Raw genomic sequence first — 4,072 nt, 5'->3', positions numbered from 1 at the left:
CTTCCGGATCGTGCCGGAAGGGAGGGCCCGGGCGCTCACGCCACCGAGGGCAACGGAGGGTCGACCGCCAGCGGCTCGGTGGAGCGGGCCCGGTGCTGGGCCGCCCAGGCGACCAGGGCCACCGTGCAGGCGTGGTCCAGATGGCGCAGCCCGGTCCAGTCCAGCTCCACCGGCCGGTCCCCCGGCAGCCGTTCCAGGGTGTCCAGCAGCCGGGGCAGCCGCAGGAAGGTGGCGTTGCCGCTCAGCCGGACCCGGTGCAGCGGCTGCCCGGTCGGCCGCGCCTGCTCCTCCACCGCGATCTGGAGCTGCGAGGTCTGCCAGGCCGACTTGGCCACCGCCAGGCCGATGCCGATCAGCACTCCGTCGAACAGGTCGGTGGCGATGATCGCGCCGGCCGTCACCGCCAGCACCACCGCCTCGCCCAGGTGTCCGCGGCAGAGTGCGACGATCCGGCGCAGCGGCACCAGCTTGGCGCCGGCGTGCACCAGCACCGCGGCCAGCGCGGTGAGCGGGACGAGCCCGAGCACGCCGGGCAGCAGCGCGGTGAACAGCAGCAGCCAGCCGCCGTGCAGGACGCGGGAGGCCTTGGTGCGCGCCCCGGCCTGGACGTTGGTGGCGCTGCGCACGATCACGGCGGTCATCGGCAGCGCGCCGAGCAGTCCGCAGACGGCGTTGCCGATGCCCTGGGCGGTGAGTTCGCGGTCGTAGTCGGTGCGCGGGCCGTGGTGCATCCGGTCGACGGCGGCGGCGCTGAACAGCGTCTCGGCGGAGGCGATCAGGGCGAAGGCGACGACCGTGCCGATCCCGGCGGTGCCGGCCAGCGAGGCCAGCGTGTCCCGCTCGGGCAGGCGCACCACGTCGAGCAGTCCGGCCACGTGGATCCGGGCCACCGGCAGGTCGACGACGGCGGTGACGGCGGCGGCCAGGCCGACGGCGGCCAGCGGGGCGGGGACGGCGCGGGCGGCGCGGTCCGGCAGGTACTTCCAGGCGATCAGGATCAGCAGGGTGCCGGCGCCGAGGGCGACCGCGCTCGGGTTCGCGGCGGCGGTCAGCACGTCCCACAGCAGTGCGGGCAGGCCGGCGATCTTCTCCGGGCCGGTGGCGGGGGCGCGGCGGTCGGCGAGCGCGTAGAGCTGGCCGAACACCAGGGTCAGTCCGATGCCGGCCAGCATGCCGTGGACCACCGAGGCCGACATGGCCCGGAACCAGCGGCCGAGCCGCAGGGCGCCCATCGCCAGCTGGAGCAGGCCGGTGCCGAGCACCAGCAGGCCCAGCGCGCCGACGCCGAAGCGCTGGACGGCGTCGGCCACCAGGACGGTCAGTCCGGCGGCGGGCCCGCTGACCTGGAGGCTGCTGCCGGGCAGCAGTCCGGTCACCAGCCCGCCGACGATGCCGGTGACCAGCCCGAGCTCGGCCGGGACGCCGCTGGCGACGGCCACCCCGACGCACAGCGGGAGGGCGACCAGGAACACCACCAGCGAGGCCGGCAGGTCGTGGCGCCAGGGGACGGCGCGCAGCACGGCGGCCGGGGTGCGGGGCCGGGCCGACGGGCCGGGCTCGCGGAGGGGGCCCGGTGGGCTGTCGCTCCGGTGCGGCGGCGGGTTCACCCGGTCACCGCCAGGGACGGGGCAGAGGTGGAACAGCGCATGGGGACGTTCCTTCCGCGCGCCCGCCGCGGCGGGCGCGCCGTTGCACGGGTGGGGAGCGGAGGGACGGTGGGGAGCCGAGGAAGGGGGCGGGACCGCCGGAGCGCGGCGACCGCGGTACGGCCGCGGGTCCGGTCGGACCTGAGCGCGGCGGCGGGTGTCGGGTCGGAGCGGCCGGGGGTGCGTCCCTCGCTCGGATGCGGCGGACCGGGCACGCCGGTCCTGGGCGGGACCGGCCCCGGTGCTCCCCCGAGTCCGGACGACCCCGAATCCCCCTGCCGCGGCCTCGGTTGGACGGTACGGGCCCGGCGTGCCACCGACGGTACCCAGGAGCGCGGGGCGGGCCCACCCGTGGCACCGCCCCTTCACCGGCACTGCACACCGGCTGCGCTTTCCGGCGCGGAGCGTCCGCTTCCTCCGGTACACCCGCGCGATCGACGTTCTGGCGTTCGATTCCAGGCTCTCCGGCCCCCCGCGAGGACTTCCACATTCTGTTGAAATCCCCTTGACGCCCCACCGCGCCCCGACCTACTTTGTTTCCGCATACAGAAACCAATATTCCGTATGGTGGAATTCGAGAGATGAGCCCTCCGAGCCACCGCGGGCCGACGCAGGAGAGATCCGATGCCTCGTATGACAGCCGCCCGCGCGGCCGTGGAGATCCTCAAACTCGAAGGCGTCGACGTCGCGTTCGGCGTGCCGGGCGCGGCGATCAACCCGTTCTACGCCGCGCTCAAGGCCTCCGGAGGGATCAGCCACACCCTGGCCCGGCACGTCGAGGGCGCCTCCCACATGGCCGAGGGCTACACCCGCGCCGCGGCCGGCAACATCGGGGTCTGCGTCGGCACCTCCGGGCCGGCCGGCACCGACATGATCACCGGCCTGTACTCGGCGATCGCCGACTCCGTCCCGATCCTCTGCGTCACCGGGCAGGCCCCCGTCGCCCGGCTGCACAAGGAGGACTTCCAGGCCGTCGACATCGCCTCGATCGCCCGGCCCGTCACCAAGGCCGCCACCACCGTGCTGGAGGCCGCACAGGTCCCCGGGGTGTTCCAGCAGGCCTTCCACCTGATGCGCTCCGGCCGCCCCGGCCCGGTCCTGATCGACCTGCCGATCGACGTCCAGCTGACCAAGATCGACTTCGACCCGGAGGCCTACCAGCCGCTCCCGGTCTACAAGCCCGCCGCCAACCGCACCCAGATCGAGAAGGCCGTCGCCCTGCTCCAGGCCTCCGAGCGCCCGCTGATCGTCGCGGGCGGCGGCGTGATCAACGCCGACGCCGCCGACCTGCTGCTGGAGTTCGCCGAACTCACCGGCGTCCCGGTGGTCCCGACCCTGATGGGCTGGGGCACCGTCCCGGACGACCACCCGCTGAACGCCGGCCTGGTCGGCCTCCAGACCTCGCACCGCTACGGCAACGAGACCTTCCTCGCCTCCGACTTCGTCCTCGGCATCGGCAACCGCTGGGCCAACCGGCACACCGGCGGCCTGGACGTCTACACCGCGGGCCGCACCTTCGTCCACGTCGACGTCGAACCCACCCAGCTCGGCCGGATCTTCGCCCCGGACCTCGGCATCGCCTCCGACGCCGGGGCCGCGCTGGAGCTGTTCGTCGAGGTGGCGCGCGAACTGCGGGAGGCCGGCACGCTCAAGGACCGTACCGCCTGGGCCGCCACCGCCCAGGAGCGCAGGGCCCGGCTCCAGCGCCGCACCCACTTCGACGACGTGCCGATCAAGCCGCAGCGGGTGTACGAGGAGATGAACCGGGCCTTCGGTCCGGAGACCCGCTACGTCACCACCATCGGCCTGTCCCAGATCGCCGGCGCCCAGCTGCTGCACGTCTACCGGCCGCGGCACTGGATCAACTGCGGCCAGGCCGGCCCGCTCGGCTGGACCGTCCCGGCCGCGCTGGGCGTCGCCACCGCCGACCCCGGGGGCCAGGTCGTCGCGCTCTCCGGCGACTACGACTTCCAGTTCATGATCGAGGAGCTGGCCGTCGGCGCCCAGCACCGCATCCCGTACGTCCACGTGCTGGTGAACAACTCCTACCTGGGGCTGATCCGCCAGGCGCAGCGCACCTTCGACATCGACTTCCAGGTCAAGCTGGAGTTCGAGAACATCAACGCGCCGGAACTGGGCGTCTACGGCGTGGACCACGTCAAGGTCGTCGAGGGCCTGGGCTGCAAGGCGATCCGGGTCACCGAGCCGGAGGGCCTGCTGCCCGCCTTCGAGGAGGCCAAGAAGCTGGCCGCCGAGTTCCGCGTCCCGGTGGTGGTCGAGGCGATCCTGGAACGGGTCACCGACATCTCGATGAGCGGCAGCGACATCGACAAGGTCAGCGAGTTCGAGGAGTTGGCCACCCTTCCCGAGCACGCCCCGACGGCGGTCAGGCCGCTGACGCCCTGACCGGTCGCACACTCCGGGCG

General features: G+C 73.7%; 2 protein-coding genes. One reads left to right on the top strand and one right to left on the bottom strand.

The annotated features are described in order from the left end of the window. Positions 1–35 precede the first annotated feature (35 nt). Positions 36–1,520: a SulP family inorganic anion transporter gene (locus ACFRMQ_RS38985; RefSeq protein WP_380735635.1), complete on the bottom strand. Its 1,485-nt coding sequence runs from the start codon at positions 1,518–1,520 to the stop codon at positions 36–38. A gap of 750 nt (positions 1,521–2,270) precedes the next feature. On the opposite strand from ACFRMQ_RS38985, the gene gcl reads away from it, so the two are divergent. Further along, complete coding sequence (gene gcl / locus ACFRMQ_RS38980) at positions 2,271–4,052, top strand: glyoxylate carboligase (protein WP_380735634.1); 1,782 nt, start codon at positions 2,271–2,273, stop codon at positions 4,050–4,052. The last annotated feature ends 20 nt before the right edge of the window (positions 4,053–4,072 follow it).

The sequence above is a fragment of the Kitasatospora sp. NPDC056783 genome (genome assembly GCF_042789895.1).
Classification (GTDB): domain Bacteria; phylum Actinomycetota; class Actinomycetes; order Streptomycetales; family Streptomycetaceae; genus Kitasatospora.
The sequence above is the reverse complement of the archived record's forward strand: the minus strand, read 5'-3'. Positions and strand labels throughout refer to the sequence as shown.